Origin of the sequence: Acetobacterium paludosum, assembly GCF_008086595.1 — a bacterium.
In the GTDB taxonomy this organism is placed as follows: domain Bacteria; phylum Bacillota; class Clostridia; order Eubacteriales; family Eubacteriaceae; genus Acetobacterium; species Acetobacterium paludosum.
This window is the reverse complement of record NZ_RXYA01000021.1, coordinates 1-17158: the sequence shown is the minus strand read 5'-3', so window position 1 is coordinate 17158 and position 17158 is coordinate 1. Positions and strand designations below refer to the sequence as shown.

Annotated in this window: 14 protein-coding genes and 1 pseudogene; 2 read left to right on the top strand and 13 right to left on the bottom strand. The window is 34.9% G+C overall.

Annotation, left to right across the window (positions count from 1 at the left end; genetic code table 11):
* Nucleotides 1-287: 287 nt before the first annotated feature.
* The 6 genes from FZC41_RS16650 to FZC41_RS16625 all read right to left on the bottom strand — a co-directional run bounded on the left by FZC41_RS16650 (nt 288) and on the right by FZC41_RS16625 (nt 7525).
* Nucleotides 288-746 (bottom strand): chemotaxis protein CheX, encoded by a 459-nt coding sequence (locus tag FZC41_RS16650; RefSeq protein ID WP_148568578.1) that lies wholly within the window; start codon nt 744-746, stop codon nt 288-290.
* Complete coding sequence (locus FZC41_RS16645; RefSeq protein WP_148568577.1) at nt 737-1603, bottom strand: response regulator; 867 nt, start codon at nt 1601-1603, stop codon at nt 737-739. The genes FZC41_RS16650 and FZC41_RS16645 overlap by 10 nt, the downstream gene beginning before the upstream one ends.
* A 159-nt stretch (nt 1604-1762) precedes the next feature.
* The gene (locus tag FZC41_RS16640; protein WP_148568576.1) at nt 1763-3325 is read right to left on the bottom strand and encodes an ABC-F family ATP-binding cassette domain-containing protein; all 1563 of its coding nucleotides are present in this window, start codon (nt 3323-3325) and stop codon (nt 1763-1765) included.
* A gap of 248 nt (nt 3326-3573) precedes the next feature.
* Nucleotides 3574-5445 (bottom strand): 1-deoxy-D-xylulose-5-phosphate synthase, encoded by a 1872-nt coding sequence (gene dxs / locus FZC41_RS16635; protein WP_148568575.1) that lies wholly within the window; start codon nt 5443-5445, stop codon nt 3574-3576.
* Between the two features lie 226 nt (nt 5446-5671).
* The gene (locus FZC41_RS16630) at nt 5672-7021 is read right to left on the bottom strand and encodes a hypothetical protein (RefSeq protein WP_148568574.1); all 1350 of its coding nucleotides are present in this window, start codon (nt 7019-7021) and stop codon (nt 5672-5674) included.
* A 180-nt stretch (nt 7022-7201) separates the two neighbouring features.
* Entirely contained in the window at nt 7202-7525 is a 324-nt protein-coding gene (locus FZC41_RS16625) for a PadR family transcriptional regulator (protein ID WP_148568573.1), read from the bottom strand.
* Nucleotides 7526-8319: 794 nt separating this feature from the next.
* Here FZC41_RS16625 and FZC41_RS16620 point away from each other — a divergent pair.
* Nucleotides 8320-9144, top strand: a complete 825-nt coding sequence (locus FZC41_RS16620; protein WP_148568572.1) for a formate/nitrite transporter family protein — start codon at nt 8320-8322, stop codon at nt 9142-9144.
* Nucleotides 9145-9363: 219 nt separating this feature from the next.
* Here FZC41_RS16620 and FZC41_RS16615 read toward each other — a convergent pair.
* The 7 genes and pseudogenes from FZC41_RS16615 to FZC41_RS16580 form a co-directional block, all read right to left on the bottom strand.
* Nucleotides 9364-9662 (bottom strand): annotated as a pseudogene (locus FZC41_RS16615) (GGDEF domain-containing protein).
* Between the two features lie 180 nt (nt 9663-9842).
* Nucleotides 9843-11051, bottom strand: a complete 1209-nt coding sequence (locus FZC41_RS16605; protein WP_148568570.1) for an EAL and HDOD domain-containing protein — start codon at nt 11049-11051, stop codon at nt 9843-9845.
* A 223-nt stretch (nt 11052-11274) separates the two neighbouring features.
* Nucleotides 11275-11913, bottom strand: a complete 639-nt coding sequence (locus tag FZC41_RS16600; RefSeq protein ID WP_148568569.1) for a toxin-antitoxin system YwqK family antitoxin — start codon at nt 11911-11913, stop codon at nt 11275-11277.
* Between the two features lie 646 nt (nt 11914-12559).
* Nucleotides 12560-13174, bottom strand: coding sequence for an HD-GYP domain-containing protein (locus FZC41_RS16595; protein ID WP_148568568.1), 615 nt, complete (start codon nt 13172-13174; stop codon nt 12560-12562).
* Nucleotides 13149-13304: a diguanylate cyclase domain-containing protein gene (locus tag FZC41_RS17940; RefSeq protein WP_148568567.1), complete on the bottom strand. Its 156-nt coding sequence runs from the start codon at nt 13302-13304 to the stop codon at nt 13149-13151. Before FZC41_RS17940 ends, FZC41_RS16595 begins: the two co-directional genes overlap by 26 nt.
* A 288-nt stretch (nt 13305-13592) precedes the next feature.
* Complete coding sequence (locus FZC41_RS16585; RefSeq protein ID WP_148568566.1) at nt 13593-14081, bottom strand: hypothetical protein; 489 nt, start codon at nt 14079-14081, stop codon at nt 13593-13595.
* A 106-nt stretch (nt 14082-14187) separates the two neighbouring features.
* Nucleotides 14188-14574 carry a hypothetical protein gene (locus FZC41_RS16580; RefSeq protein ID WP_279235195.1) on the bottom strand — a complete coding sequence of 129 codons (387 nt, stop codon included), beginning with the start codon at nt 14572-14574 and terminating at the stop codon, nt 14188-14190.
* 276 nt (nt 14575-14850) lie between these two features.
* On the opposite strand from FZC41_RS16580, the gene FZC41_RS16575 reads away from it, so the two are divergent.
* Nucleotides 14851-16926, top strand: coding sequence for a S8 family serine peptidase (locus tag FZC41_RS16575; protein WP_148568564.1), 2076 nt, complete (start codon nt 14851-14853; stop codon nt 16924-16926).
* The last annotated feature ends 232 nt before the right edge of the window (nt 16927-17158 follow it).

Here is a 17158-nt window from a genome sequence, read left to right as displayed (position 1 = left end):
GGCCCGGGTTGCCATGCAGATCGGGCTGACTTTGGCATGCCTGAATATGAAAAAACTGGCAAATCTGCTGTACCGAAAACGAATGCGTTTTGGGTTGCCTTCACGTTTTATTCTGTTTTTTCATTTTGGGGCAGCAATATAAAAACCCGACTACAGCTTTGTTTGCTTGTAATCGGGTTTGTCTTCGCTCTGAAGGCCAACCTTTATCAGGTTGGCCTTGTAATTTACATTTGTTAATATTCTAAAGTGCCATATTTAATGGTACGTTATTATTTCTTAATTTGTCATTAAACTAAAGCTACATAGATTTCCAACTTTATTCCATCAACATCAAATTCAACACAACTAATCTCTTCTTTGTTCAAGTTCAGCTCGATGTTTTCACCGAATAAAAGGGTAGGAACGGATATATCAACATTGACCGCTTCCTTTGAAAAATTTATACAAGCATTAGCTGTAAGCATGTTAGACAATTCTGACAGGGCACTCTGCGCCATATCATCCAATTCATCCACAGGCATGCCCATCATCATGATTGAGGCTATTTGTTTTGCTCCTTCTTGATTAATGCAATAAACTACATTTCCTTTTTTATCTCCAACTATTCCCAGAGTTATAACAACTCCGCTGGCAATAATCTTTTTCGACTTTTCACTAAAGCCCTTTTGGACTAAGCTTTGAAAACCAAACTGGGGTAAAATCTCAGTAACAGCATCAATAAAAGGATTGATATTTTTTAAATCCATGACTCATCCCCCTTTTGAACTCCAATATTCATAAAGGACTCGCCTAAATCTGTTTTTATCATAAAAGATTTGCTATCCATATCCCCGATTGATATGGTAATGTCTTCACCAATAATGACAGTTGGTGGTGATACACGAAGTCCAAATGATCGATTTAATCCATTAAGAAGGGAACAGGCATTTCCAGCAATGACATTTGCAAACTCACTAAGGAACTGAATTGCCTCCTCAAGCGTTTGACTTTCATCCTGTAATATTTTTTTTACCATATTAAGTGCGGTATCACCGGACATATCAATAATAAGTCTGCCCCTATGTCGTCCGATCATTCCAACCGCCACCGAAACACCTGATGATTTTCTGACTCCTTTGTATTTAAGCTGATAGTTTTCAAGTTCTACTTCTCCGCCAATTTCATTTTTAAGAAAAGTGAACACTGACTCTTTAAAGGCCTCTTCGTAATTATCTTGCAAGATTTGGTACAGCTCTTCTCCCGCAAATAGCTTTTCAATTGCTGCCTTCAATCCATCTGCATCAACAGGCTTTTGTAGGTATGCTTTAATCCCTGCGTTTTTTGCTTTTTCAATAATTTCTTCGTCCATCATTGAACTGATTGCGATGATTTTTGATTCTTTTAATTGTTTTAATATCTCTCTTGAGCACTCTATTCCATTGCCATCCGGCAAAGTCATATCCATCGTGATTAAATCAGGTTTAATCTCTTTTGCTTTTTCTATTGCATCATTCATATTCAATGCTGTAGCTACTACCTCTAGTCCAACTTTTTCCAACATTTTTCTTAAAACTGCTATTGAAAAAGTTGAATCATCCACTATCATAACTCTCAGATTTTTCATAATTAACCGCCTTTGGATAAATTATTTTCAATTTTTATATACTTATTCTAATTGTAAAAGCAGCATTACGTCAAGTAATAATATCATTATTCACTTATCATTCTTCAAGATACTTAGATATAAATATTCAAATTTTCATTGATCTATATGAGGTTCAATTCATTTTATTACATTAGGCTTAATCTCCGATAAATCTTCTATGTTAACGATCTTATCGGCCCACTCTTCATAAAACGAGGATTCATGGGATACAAGAATCATGTTTCCTTCCCAATTAATGAGTTCATTTTTAAATACCTCTTTTGCATCCCCATCAAGGTGGTTTGTCGGCTCATCCAGAATCAGAAAATTAGACTTAGTCAGCATTAAACTGCAAATCTTTACCTTAGCCTGTTCCCCACCGCTAAGAGTTGAGACCGACTGAATTGTGCTCGCTGCCTTTAAGCCGCACTGTGCTAAATACCTTCTTATTTGACTTTGAGACTGTTTTGGAAATTCATCTGCTATGATTTGTATCGGTGTTTGCGCTGGATTCTTCCAGTTCAGATCCTGCTCAAAAAATCCCATTTTCACATTATCGGCAAATTTGTATTTTCCAGAGATTGCAGATATCTGGTGAATTAAAGTTTTGAGCAAAGTTGATTTCCCAATCCCATTGAATCCTGTTATCACTATTTTTTGTCCTGATTCCACCTTGAAATTTAATTTTGGTAAAAGTGGATAGTAATAACCAATCTCTAAATCTTTTACAACTAAAGATTTTTGGGCTGATATCGCTAAAGACGAAAAATGGAAATGTGGCTTTGGTGCTGTTTCAGGTGGTGGAATCCGATCAATTTTATCAAGTTGTTTTTGCCTGCTTTTAGCCATATTGGCAGTGGAGGCTCTTGCTTTGTTTTTTGATATGTAATCTTCATATTTTTTTATTTGCTTTTTTTGTGCCTCGAATTCTCTGATATAGCCTTCTCTTCTAAGTCCTTTCAGTTCAATGAATTTTGAAATATTTCCACTATACTTTTTGATTGTACAAAACTCGATGTCACAGATACAAGTGGTAATCTTATCAAGGAAATCAAAGTCATGAGAAATGACAATAAAAGTTCCATCGTAGGCTCTAAGATGATCTGTCAGCCATTCCACATGTTCCTTATCGAGAAAATTTGTTGGTTCATCCAGTAATAATACATTGGGTTCTTCAAGAAGGAGTTTGGCTAAAATAACTTTTGCTCTTTGTCCGCCACTAAGTTTGTCAAGCTTACTGTCCATCCCTAATGCTGTAATTCCTAAGCCATCGGCAACTTTTAAAATTCTGCTTTCAATTTCATAAAAACCGGAATTTTCCAAAAGGCTTTGATAGTCAGCAGCTTTATCGAGCATCTTTTCGCTACTGTCAAACATCATATTTTCATAGATTTTATTCAGCTCTGATTCAGTCTTATAAAGCTCAATAAATGCTGTTTTGAGATAGTCAAATACCATAACCTCTTTGTCAATTTTAGCATGCTGATCCAGATATCCAACCTTGATCCCTTTTTGCCAACGAATTTCACCTACATCTGGTATGACTTCTCCAATGAGTGAGTTTAAAAGTGTTGTTTTTCCTGTACCATTTCTTCCTACTACCCCCATGTGTTCACCCTTGAAAAGCTCAAACGACGCTTCTCTATATAATGATTTATCACCAAAAGAGTGTGATATATTAATAACGTCCAACAATCCCATTTAAAATTTCTCCTTAAAATAAAAAATAAAAACAGAGTGTCATGTTTTAATTTGACCCTCTGTCAACAAAAAAAAGCCACGACATGCATTGCGTCATGGCTTAGAAACTATCTTAACTAACAAAATTTTTTCACAAACTATCATTATAATAATCCAGCAGACAATTTCTACTTTAACTAGTATACAGATTATCATACCTTTACTTTTTTGTCCAGTTTAGTCGAAATTATCATGAAAAGGCTTGTTTCTTAATTGTTTTTCATGAGATCCTTGATTTCAGCCGCAATCTGTTCTGGTTGGAAACCGCAACTTGCATATAATGAAGCCAAATCACCCTGCTCCATCAAGGGATTTTCAATCGCTCGGATCAATATCTTTTTTGTATGCATCATATCGTTTTGAGCGAATTCAGATGCTAATTTTTCTGCAATTCCGCCACTTTTTATACCCTCTTCCAATATATAAATAACCCTAACCCCTTCAATTAGCGAAAATATCTTCTCAAAATCAAGGGGATAAACTTTCACAAGTTTTATCAAACGAATGTGACCTGCGTTATTTAATAATTTGATGGCATCATAGGCATTCTTGGTAATTCTTCCATAGGTAATTATGGCTACCTCATAGGGGGCCGTAGAAAAATCCAGATAACTCAGACCGCCCAAAGATTTATATTTACTGCGATTATATTCCAGTTCCATTCCTTTAGGATATCTTATTACAACCAATCCATTATGATAAAACGCATGATTAAAGGATTGGTCCATTTCAGCATAAGTTTCTGGGCTGAAAATCTCAATTCCAGGGATAGAGGCCAAATAAGAACAATCGTAAATACCCTGATGGGTAATCCCATCCCCTGGTACGAGTCCGCAGCGGTCGAGTGCCATAATCATTGGCAGTTTTTGTATCGCAACGTCGTGGATCAATTGATCATAAACTCTTTGAGTAAATGTAGAATAAATAGCACATACCGGAGTTTTCTGATTGGCGGAAAGGCCTGCCCCAAAGGTAACGGCATGTTCTTCGGCAATGCCCACATCGTAAAACCGTTGGGGATAGTTTTCTCTGAACTCGTTCAAACCGGTTCCACTGGTCATTGCTGCAGTAATGGCACAAATCGATTGATTGTGTGCTGCTTCTCGGCAAAGAATATCTCCAAAAACAGATGAAAAGCTAATGCTCTTTTTTGTTGCATCAACCCCGCTTTTTAAATCAAAAGCGCCCACCGAATGATATATTTCCGGGTTGTCTTCAGCAGGTTTATAACCTTTGCCCTTGACCGTGTGAACATGGACAAGGCAACATTTATTTTTATCTTTTGCTTCTCTAAGCACTGTTTCCAGTTTTTTAATCTTGCCCCCTTCAATGGGCCCAAGATAATCAAGCCCGAGATTTTCAAATAAATTCTCGTTCATCACTCTTTTTTTGATGCGCTTTTTTAGCTTTCTCGTGGTACTTACTAAGTGATCACCAACCAAAGGTATTTTGTGAAAGAACATCTGAATTTTGTGTTTTAACGAAAAATATTTTTCACTCGTTCGAATTCTGGATAAATATTTAGATAAACCACCTACATTTTCTGATATTGACATTTCATTATCATTTAATATAATAATTAGTTTTAAATTATTCTTGGTGCAATTATTCAAAGCCTCATAAATCATCCCATTAGTAAAAGAGCCATCGCCAACAACGGCAATAACATAATTTTGTTTACCGTTCAGTTGATTGGCTGTCGCCAACCCTAATGCCGCCGAAATGGATGTTCCGGAATGTCCTGCACCAAAAGGATCATAAATACTTTCCTGACGATTAGTGAAGCCTGATAAGCCTTCCCATTGACGAAGCGTGTCAAACTCTCTTTGCCTTCCGGTTAAAAGTTTGTGGACATAACTTTGATGTCCAACGTCCAGAACAATTTGATCCTCTGGTGAGTTAAAAATACGGTGAATGGCAATCGTCGTTTCGACAATACCTAAATTAGAGGCTAAATGCCCACCGTTATTTGATACCGTATCGAGGATTTTATTTCTAAGTTCATCAGCAAGGATATCAAGATCACTGTAAGATAATCCTTTTAAATCCTTTGGAGATGAAATGTTATCTAATATACTCAATTTCTATAATCCTTTCCATAAAGAACTTGAACTTTTTTATATAGGTTTTTCTTTTTTTATAGCCGTAATATCTTATACAATATTCGAGCTGATTAAAAAAGTCAATCCTTAAATTAAGTTCCATAATATTTGGTAGTGGTGGAATAGCCAAATATTATAGTGCCATTTAATAAAGTGAAGCATCCTGATACAGGGCACTTCACTTTAGCTTTATATCATCATTTTACTAGAATATATTGAGTATCAACTCGTCGTCAGTAGAAGGATCCAGATGATCGATCATATTTAAATTTTCAAGTTCTTCTTTTTTGGAAAACAAATACCGAATTCTTTCATCAAATGCTTTAGGAAAACAATCAGTAAGGTTTAAGTCGTGCATAATCGTCTTTATTTTACCTTTACCGTCATTGTAATATAAATTCCAAAGATCCTTTGTACAGCTCAAAACATCTGCCGTATTGGTCGGACCGGCGCAAAGGTATGAGGTCATTGACTGTTTACATTGTTCAATATCATCACATCCAACGGTTAAAAAAATACACTGAGGAACATCACTGATATTTTCGATAAATTCTTCTTGGCTACTTTCTAAAATCTCAAGCAACTCTTCACTAATGTGATCATTTGTTTCAAAACAGCCTAATTTATTTTTGGTCCGTAAAATATCATAACATTCTTCTTTTAATTGATGGTAGTATTTTCCGTTGTCTGTAAACAGGAATTTTGAATAGTTATGAAAATTGCCAACAATTCCAGAACCAAATTCATAATCTACGATCTGTTTCTTTTTTTCATCATATTTACAGCCGAATCTTCTCTGATGCTGGATATCCTGGGCATTTTTCTTGGTTTTTAAAGTCTCAGCCTGAATATAATAACCTTTATTTTTTTTATCATTGTATAAATTTTTTCTATAACCGGATTTATATGCCTGCCATGAATATTTTAATTTGATAATTGCAATTTGATATTTACCATTATGTCTATTTTTTGAAATTATAACCATGTCTAATCGTCCAAAAGGTATGCCTTCTGATTGATATTCTAAATCGATACAATACCAGTCGGAATCTTTATTGCTATTATTATTGCAGGCAATAACTTGCTGGAATTTTTTTTCCAAGATTCCCACTTTTACTTCAACTGATTTTGTTTCAGGCTTTTTATTCGCAATTTTAACTTCACCCGATTTGATTCTAAATTTTTTATTTTCAATTTTCACTGGGATAGGTTTTATTTTTAGTGCTGCATTCTCAACATTGGCTTTCAATACCTTGTATGATCCTGAAAACGCTTTAATAAATTCATCTGATAAGCTAAATGTCATATAATCAGATTTTTCAGTGAATTTCAATCCACACAGAGCAGTATTATCAACATATTTTTTATGAATTTTAATATTGCATTTATTATCATCAACATAAGATATTTCAAGCAAGCTTTTACACCAATAATACACATTGATGCATTCTCCACGAACACCCAAAAACAACTCTTTATTATTAATGATATAATCTTTAAAAAAAGCTTCCAATTTTGGAACTTTCAAAAGATTTTCTATATTTCCTTCTGACATACAAATTTCCTCCTATATATTTTAATTACTCGGAGAACATTATTTTGAGATAATGCACTCTTTTAAATTAGGCTTTTCACGATCGCAATTCGCCAAATATTCAATTCAAATCTTTCCAGCCCTAATTCTCGGCTACATACATTTTAACTGAATTATGTTCTTTAAGGCTTTGCTAATTTTCTAATGTCGCTTTATGATTCTTTCCGCACTCTTGATATCTAATAATAATCGCTGATATTCCCCCATGAGAATTTCCTCTCCTTTTTCTGTCAGGCAATACAGGCGCTTTCTTTCATCTTCTGAATTCTTTATTTTTTCTTCCTGAATCCATTTTTTTTTCATCATATTACCAGTTGCTCCATACATAGTTCCGGAACCGATACTGACCCGACCTTCAGAGATTTCTTTTGTTTTCTGCATGATCCCGTACCCATGACTGGGCCCATCCAGCAAACAAAGCAATATAAAAAAATAGCTTTCGGTTAACGGTTCATTCTTTATCACGGATCTCGCTCCTTTCTATGTCGTCTTACGATATATCGTACCATGCGATATATTCTCTGTCAACAAATTTTGCATAAAAACTCAATTGGCCAATTTTTTTTACGGCCAAATATTTCTCTATAGTCACGTGCTTTTACCTCACTATTTTTATATGATGGAATCCGACCAAATTGGAACTAGAAGTTCAACAACTTGCCAGTAAAACACCGGAATCTTAAATTTATCGTAATTTGTCCGCTTTTCATTCTTCATATTGATTTTTATATCCGTTTTACTCTATCTTATATTTATACAATAATTTAGTATATTTTATCATTTATTGTTTAAATCTTTTTACCTTTACGCCACGTTCTGATTGATCTTTTAAAACAGAAATTGAATTATAAAATGATGCTGAATATCTGTAATTAAAATCCATATATGAAGATTCTTGCATATACATGGCTATAATTCATACTTCTATTTTTCCATTATTATACTCTTCAAGGAAAACTTTCAATGGCTTTATTATGCTGTTTTTTAATAGTTGTATTGATGTTAAAAAAAGATATCGATACCCAGCAAGAAGCTATTTTTGTTTATATCTGACAGTAAAAATATTCTTCTATTTAATATAGAATAAATTTATTTATAAGTGTATACAAGTTGAGAATATTTTGATATAATTTAAAAATCGATTACATGGAAAATATAAATTTGTTTAATTAAGGAGGTGAGCTTAAATAATAATGCATCGTAATGCTTGAAATTTCATGCAATCGCAAATCTATTATAATTTAGTAAGGAGATCGAGGGTGAATAATTTTTTAACTCCAGGGGAAATTGGTGAAGTGTGGATCACCAACGGTAACAAAAAAGCAGTTTTATCAATAGGTAAAATGCTTGTATTGGGCATGTTGGCCGGTATGTTTATTGGTTTAGGTGCTTATGGATTCACTTTGGTTACATCTGGTGCAACTAGTGGTTTTGAAGTAACTGTTGCCAAGCTTGTTGGTGCAGGCGTCTTTCCCGTTGGCTTAATGCTTGTTGTTTTATGTGGTGCAGAATTATTTACAGGTAACAACCTGATGACTTTATCATTGTTTAGAAAAGATATTACTTTTGGGGCAATGCTTCGTAACTGGGGTATCGTTTGGGTTGGAAATTTAATCGGCTCAGTCTTATTTGCCTGGTTATTATCTAAGAGCGGTTTATATGGTGAAGCGATGGTCACCAAGGCAGTTGCTATTGCACAGGCAAAAGTTGCGATTCCGTTGGGAGCAATTCTCATTCGTGCAATATTTTGTAATATTCTTGTTGTTTTAGCATGCTGGTTACAGGCTGGTTCGAAAGATATGATTGGCAAAATATTTGCTATTTGGTTTCCAATTATGCTTTTCGTTTTTGCTGGTTTTGAACATAGTGTCGCCAATATGTTCTTCCTGCCAATGGGATTATTTGTTGGTGCAGACATTACCTGGGCACAGATTTTTATTAACAATATTATTCCCGTAACAATCGGAAATATCATTGGTGGAGCTATTATTATACCAGGTGCCTATTATTATTCATATCTGAGAAAAGCAAAAGTTGATACCGTCGGTTCTAAGGTTTTGGAACCGCAAAAAAGCAGTATTTAAATATTGTTCTAAAATTCAATACATATAGCGGTTAAACATTTTTGGACTGAAATCTGTGTTATTCAGATTTCAGTCCTTTTGTTTATTAAATCAAAAGTTACAATGGCAGAAATATTTAGGACTGGATATCTGATCAAGGAAGTATATTTCTATCCTAATGCTAAAAAACAAAATTTCGGCTGGCTACATCTTATTAGAAATACTAAACAATAATTAATTTTATTGTTTAGTTTGATTCTTTCCATTTGCCTTTGCAACGTACATCGCGCTATCTGCGTTTTCAAATAATTCTTCTGCGGTCCATCCTAATTTCCAAGTTGAAATACCGATACTGATTGTAATGGTATCCTCCATAAAATCGTATCTTTGATTTTCAAATTCTATTCGAAGATTTTCCATAAGGTCGTAAATATGATCTGCTTCACTTCCCATGCAAATAATTGAAAACTCCTCTCCGCCAAATCTGGCCATAAACGATTTTTTTTATATCTTTTTTTCATCAGTCCAGCCAGTGCCAATAGTACCTGATCTCCTTTTAGATGTCCATAAGAATCATTGAATTGTTTGCAGAAGCATATTTCTCCACTTTTCGTACGTATGTTCCATTTGCTTCATCCTTCATATTTTGACATTGAAAAAAGAAACGGTTTGAATTCAACAGCTATAAAATAAATCAGCAGAATTCTGCACTTCATCCGCTACGAAACCAGTATCATTACTTCATTCGCCCACTGAATAGCCCAACGGTAGTTTCGAACCAAAACAGTTTCTTCAAGATTCAGTTCTTTTGAAATATTATCAACGACATTCCAATCTCCTTTTTCATAGGATAAAATCAATTCATAAATCGGATAAAGTACGCCTTTATGATTGATCAATGCATCTAATATTGAAGGTGGCAATGCAACACCCATTAAAGCCTCTTCCATAGACTGGTCTAGAATTGCATCCAATACACTAAATAGCCCCATCATCGATGCTGCATTTTGAAGCTTTTTCATTCCTCCATGAATAGCTATGGATTCTGCGAATTTAGTACGAATTAGAGATATTTTCTTCAGTTCTTCCGGTTTATCTTTACCTAAATCCTGGAGCATTATAACATTGATCCATCTTTCTAGTTCATCTAGACCCATATAGGTTAATGCATACTTAACGGAACTGACTAAATCATTTCCAGATCGAAAACTTGCCATACGCATCACACGATAAGCCAAAGTAACATCCTGCTCAAGGAGTTCGGCCAATGCATCGAAATCGGGATCCACTTTTTTTATTTCTGCAATCACGCGCACATACTGGGACTTGGAAGTTGTTTTGTTATATGATTTTGCTGCGATACTGGGTCTGCTGAAAAAGTATCCCTGAAACAATTGGAATCCCATTTCTTTTGCCTCCAGATATTCTTTTTCTGTTTCAACCTTCTCTGCCAAAAGAATTTTATTCTGGGAAAGGGCTTTAATGACATCTTTTTCGATTCTTTCCAAAGGCGTCGCTATTAAATCATATTTTATAATATCAGCAAAAGGCATTAATGGATACTCGCAATAGTTTTCCTTAAAGTCATCCAAAGCAATTTTGTAACCTTTATGTCTGATTTCCTCCAAACGATCCATCAACGTACGATCAATCTTTATATTTTCAAGCATCTCGACAATCATTCGGCCAGGTTCAATTAATTCCAAAGCATTAGAATGAACAAATATTTCATCAAAATTGATAAAGGCATACTTATCCTCAATCAGATTCTCCAATCCAGACTCGTATAAACCAGTGATCACCGTTGCCGTTGCGCCCTGAGATGATATTCCGCCAAACTGGGTTGATTGGCTTTCTAGCCGAAAAAGCAATTCGTATCCAAATACTTCTAGTTGCTGATTGAAAATCGGTTGCCTGGCAATAAACATGATGTATTCCTCCCTTGAATAACAACTTGATATCCGAACACAAACCTGAATTTGAGTTAATGATATTCCTGTAAAATCATTTATAAAACAATAAAATAATACCACTTTTGATTTAAAAATGCAACATTATGGATATCATATAATAATCGTTCATTTGTTTTAAAAATATTTTCTAATTTTTCTTTGATTGCTATTCCATGTCTAATAACAGTAACCCAATGGCTCATTTTTTTACAGGGCTGCCGTATTCAAATCTACCCTTATGTAGTAAATGACCGTTTCTATCATAATATTTACCCTCTCCATACCAAAGTCCATTATAAAAATTGCCAATATATTTTAATTTGCCATTTTCATAATACTCTTTGCATTTACCAGAAGGTACAGAGGGGTCTTTTTCACATCCTGTATTAGTTGATAACCGGGCAAAATTGCCTTCACATTTCAAATGTCCATTATCATCATACAGCTTACCATAACCTGATGCATAACCATTTTCAAAGTTACCTTCATATTTTAGTTTTCCAATTTGATCAAATAATTTGCCTTGACCCGCCGCATAATCATTTGAAAAATGACCGATATACTTCAATTTGCCATTTTCATAATACTCCTTACCCTGTCCGATCTGCATTCCATTAAAGAATGTTCCTTCAGCTGTAATTTTATTTGAAACATATTTCTTCCCTTTGAATAATCCATCAGACACATAATAGCCTTTTAGAAAACCATCCTTGCAAAGGACTTTTATAATCGGCTTATCATCGCCAATAGTTGAGAATCCTTTATTCCCACTGATTATATTGCTGAAAATTAACCATATTGAAAACAACAAAATTAGAACAACAACGATTACTGTCATAATATACCCGCTTTCAAATTATCAATGTTTTTTTATTAAATTATAACCTATTTTCTTCTTTAACAACAATACACTACCAAATCATTTCTTTTTTTTTGAATTTGATTTGGCAGCATTCTAAACTAGCAAAATGATTGACATTTAAAAAAGAATCCGTTATGCTTTATAACATATAAAACATATACGCAATATATAATAGGGAGAGATTAAAATGTATCGCGAAGGAATTACTACTTACTACAAGAGCCATCCGGAACATGCAGAAATTCCAAAAAACAAAGATTCAAGTAGCCAAATAACCAGACCAGTGCAAAGAAATATCTCAGAAACAGAGTGCGAAAAGTGTGGACTGAGTTGCAATGAAATGAAAATAATCATATGCAATATTGAATCAAATATAACCTTAGCATTGTTAAATCTAAAACGCTCTTCTTCATATCTAAGATATATTTAGAAATTGCAAAAATTATATTTAATAATTTCAACAATCAGGCTATAATAATCTGATATTAATTATGAGTTTGCCTCACTTTGAACTTGAATAAAACTTCAACAATATCTTTATCGGCTTTGTTGAAGTTTTTTAATTTGTGTAAAAACAATTACTCTATTTAATAGCAATCTGATTTATCTTTAACCGTTCAAATCAGATTACAAGTTTGTTATATTCTTGTATATTTAATTTTTTCGTATAAGTTGTGTTGGAATGATAATATTTTTCTATTGTATCACCTAAAACCATCACTAAATTCTCATCCAGAAGATTTGGTGTTTCTTTTTGGATAATACACAGTGCATCACGATAACTAAGCGCATCGCGGTAGTTTCTTTTACTTGTCACCGCATCGAAAACATCTGCTACCCCGACCAGACATCCATAAAATGGAATCTGAATTCCTGACAATTGATTAGGATACCCACTTCCATCAATCTTTTCATGATGATTTTGAACAATCTTCAAGCTATCTTTCGGTAACCACTTTTGATTTTTTAGCATTTCAAAACCGATTGACGGATGTTCTTTAATCACTTTGAATTCTGTTACACTCAGTTTACATGGTTTATCAATAATTTTGCTGGGAATTAACAGCTTGCCAATATCATGGAGTATTCCACCCAAGCCAATATGATAAACCTCTGATGTTTCAATGTCTAATTCTTTAGCTAAACAAATTGCAATTAGTGCAGTCCTTATGGAATGTCCTGGCAAACAATTACTGACACAGTATGCGTTTCTATATTTTTCTAAATCTCCAACCATGTACGATTATGATAAATTCGTCTCCGCCGTAACGGCCAGCAAAAATACGATCATTGCTGATATTTTCCAATACACAAGCAAAACCTTTTATTAAACGATCTCCTTCATGATGTCCATATAAATCATTCATCTTTTTAAATTATTAAGGTCAAATATGGCAACACAAATAGGGTGCTTTCTTTGGATTCATAGGCATCCATATTTTTTCTTCACAGCTTCTTCGACCCGGCAACCCTGTGATTTTGTCAATATAGGCGGCAACTTCTAATTCCCTGTTTTTTCGAATCAATTGAATTTATTTCGTCGTTTGGGGAATTGAAGCAACAATCAATACAAATATTAAAATGGCTAAGGCAACCTCATTGGTGATAAGTTCTTTGATTTTTTGTTTTTTGCAAGTTCTTTTTGCAGAAAGGTTCTACGTTTTTATTTTACAACAAACAATTTTTTCTGTCGAATAATTTTCTGTTGCTTCAACAACGTAATTTATTGTTTTAAAATAGGCTTCACTACTTTGCAAGAGGGGTTCCTTATTGCTGGCATTCAATCTATAATTAATAAGGTCCGTTCTCAATTTTCTCCACATCTCTGGTATCAGATCTAACTTTTCAAGAGTAGCTGGATCTTGTTGCTTTTCCCATTTGTTTCTGGTTTTATCATATTCAAAGTCATTTATTATTTTATCGATAGTATCAATCATATCATTCTGTGGATCTCCAGAGAGTTCTAGTTTGACTAGTCGCTGAATTTCACTTCTGATATTGTCAGAGATATTTATTACATCCCCTGTTTCACGGATCAAAAAAATCATATAAATCATATTAAAGATATTAATTAGTAAAAAAATCATTAAAACGACACTAATTATTTGAATGATTTTATGTAGTAAGTTTTTCTGCTTTTCCATTTCGCCATCCATCCTTTGCCGTATTTCTATTGAATTTTCAAAAATCTTTTAATCCAACTTTGCATTCATAATCCAATTTGCTAAATACCGCTGCACGTTTTTTATATTAATAGGTTTGGCAAAAACATCGTATCGGTTTTTTTGTTATCTGCTTAATAATCGGTTGAGTTTCAATCAGTTTCTTATTTTTCGGTACCGGCTCAAATGCTTCAAAAGCTGATTCGTCTACCATTTTTAAGGTGAGTCTTTCTAAAGATGGCGTTTTATTTAATTGATCTTTGAGTTGCTCATATTCCATTTTTGTTCGAAGAAAGATATCCAGGCCATTATTTCTAATATATGCTGATGTGTCTGAATTATCTACAATATCCTCGGGCAGAAAATAAAGTTCTTCCACTAACCCTATCAATCCGAAAATCATGGTATATGCTTTGATATTCTCTAATACACAATCGCTCTGGAAAAAAACATTAACCTGATAACATTTACTGATCGTTTTTTGTTCTCTTTTAAACTTTATTGAAATATTTTTTACCTCGCTTTGTAGAGTGTTCCTTTAAAATACGAACTAGACTTCACATATGATACTATGAATATATGCTTTGTATATATTAGTATGATTTTTCTTTTTCATCAATATTTTTATACCTTTTATTTCACTTCACGAGACTTTAAAATGACCGCTATATCATTTTATCTTACTTAATTGCTTTTAAAAAGTAAATGCGTTATTATTAAGTATCGATAAAAAGAGGAAAGAGGCACAATCATGAGATCTAAAATTATTATCAGCTCCCTATTAGCATTCGTTTTAATTTCCACATCCTTCCCCCTTGGCGTATTAGCGGAAAACCAGTCCATTTCAGTACAAACAACTGGAACAGTTAAATCTTCAGTTAATGTCTCCGAAGATTCAATCGGAAATGGATCATTGGCTATTCAAAGTATGGATGAAGTAGCTAATATAAATGAAAATTCAAATATCAATGATGAAATCATCATTATTTATCAGGACAATAATGCTAATGTGAGTAATCTTGGTCTGACAACTCAAGAAATTAAAGGCGGAGAAACGGTATCTGATCGGGTGGACATTTTAGAAGTAGCTGATTCTAATAATGTGGATTCCATCGTCACCAAATTATCAGAAAATCCCAACGTATTAGTGGCAGAAAAAAACGGCTATATCCAAACTTCCGCCCTCCCCAATGATCCCTTGCTTTCTTTAGAGTGGCAGTTTGAACGTATCGATGCAGATAAAACCTGGAACCAGGTAAATAATTCACAAGCTGTGGTAGTTGCTGTTATCGATACTGGTCTAAATCTCAAACACCCGGATCTTATCGGAAAGACAGTAACCGGCTATGACTACGTGGATGGAACCTCAGACATGAAAGATTTATCAGGTCATGGAACCGAGGTCAGTGGTTGCATTGCCGCAGTATCCAATAATAATATCGGTATTTCCGGAATAGCCGGAACGGCCAATGTCAAAATTGCTCCCTATCGTGTCGGAGGAACCTACGATAATGATGCCAATCTCGATGTCGGTTATATCTGCGCAGCTTTATATGATGCAGCCGGGAGATCGGATGTAAAAGTCATTAATATGAGTTTTGGCGGTTATATGGCCTCCCCTGCTCTTCGAACTGCTGTGGAAAACGCCGCCAATGCTGGAAAGGTTTTAGTAGCGGCTGCGGGAAATGAAGGAAGTAATGCCGATTACTCAGGTGAATTTGCCGTTCCAGCCTCCTATAATAATGTTATTTCTGTTGGAGCCACTACTGATACCAATGAAATCGGCTATTTTTCCCAACACAACAGCATGGTGGATTTATGTGCTCCTGGTTATAAAATTTACACCACTAACCATGATGGAGATTACCAGCTAGCATCTGGAACCTCCTTTTCCTCTCCCATCACCGCTGGAGCCTGTGCTGTTCTATTGGCTGCTGATCCCAGCCTTACCAACACCAAAGTGGAAACCATTCTAGAAAATACCGCTTTAGATTTCGGAGCTCCCGGAAAAGATGATTACTATGGATATGGAATGATCCAACTGGATGCAGCTCTGGCTGCCGTAACCCCTAGTATCCCCTTAAGTATTGATAATTTTACGGCGGATAAAGTTCCCGATCAAACAGTGGGAACCCCCATCGTTTTAAGCGCCTCCGCTAGTGGCGGCCAAGGTTCCTATGCCTATGGATTTTACTATGAACTAAATGGTGAGACTAATACCATTCAGGATTACAGCACCTGTAGCACCGCTACTTTTACCCCCACCGTATCAGGAATTTATACTCTATATGTAGAGGTAAAAGATGGTGATAATAACATTACCAGAAAAGCTATTAATAATTTTGTAATTAAAGACTCGGCAGTCAAAACCACTTCGATAGCTTATCGAACCCATGTTGAAAATTTAGGCTGGCAGGATTTAGTTTCTGATGGAGCCTTGAGTGGCACAACGGACCAATCTCTTCGCCTGGAAGGTATTGAAATTAATGCGAGAGCCCAGGGCTATAATCTTGGCGTAGAATACAAAACTCATGTCCAGGATATCGGCTGGCAGAACTTTGTGACCGATGGGACATTGAGTGGCACAACAGGTCAATCGCTTCGATTAGAGGCCATTCAGATTGCCCTTACTGGTACAGATGCAGATTTGTTTGATATCTATTACCAGGTTCATGCCCAAAATGTTGGTTGGCTTGGTTGGGCAAAGAACGGTGCCAGTGCTGGAACTGTAGGTTTGTCATATCGATTGGAAGGTATCCGAATTCAAATTGTTCCTAAGGGAAGTACTGCCCCTGGTTCTACAGATACACCATTTATCAGTAATTAATTCGTCAATAAAAAAGCAGATTTCATTAATGAAATCTGCTCAGAGCGAAGACAAACCCGATTACAAGCAAACAAAGCTGTAGTCGGGTTTTTATATTGCTGCCCCAAAATGAAAAAACAGAATAAAACGTGAAGGCAACCCAAAACGCATTCGTTTTCGGTACAGCAGATTTGCCAGTTTTTTCATATTCAGGCATGCCAAAGTCAGCCCGATCTGCATGGCAACCCGGGCC